Source organism: Comamonas sp. Tr-654, assembly GCF_011752915.1.
GTDB lineage: Bacteria > Pseudomonadota > Gammaproteobacteria > Burkholderiales > Burkholderiaceae_C > Comamonas.
Map to the genome: position 1 here is coordinate 1 of NZ_VWWQ01000018.1, position 318 is coordinate 318.

Consider the following 318-nt stretch of genomic DNA (forward strand, 5'->3'; position numbering starts at 1 on the left):
GCTTCACCATCGAACTCGATGACGGCAAGGGCGGCAAGACCACGACTACGGTGACGGTCAACGTCACGCCCGAGCAGGATGCGTTCGACGATGCTGCCACGACCGGCTTCGAGAAGTCCGTCACCATTGACGTGCTGGGCAACGACCTGTTTGAAGGACAGAACCAGCACATCACCCACGTCAACGGCACCGCCATCGCCGAAGGCGGCACCGTGGTCGTGGCCGACGGCAGCGTCAAGCTGGTGGGCGGCCAGTTGGTGTTCACACCGGCGGATGGCTTCAGCGGCGACGCCCGCTTCAGCTACACGGCGCAGACCG

Annotated in this window: 1 protein-coding gene; it reads left to right on the forward strand. The window is 64.5% G+C overall.

What is annotated here, in order from left to right; genetic code table 11:
* On the forward strand, positions 1-318 hold a 318-nt coding region (locus F3J24_RS24770; protein ID WP_167011557.1), incomplete at both ends, for an Ig-like domain-containing protein.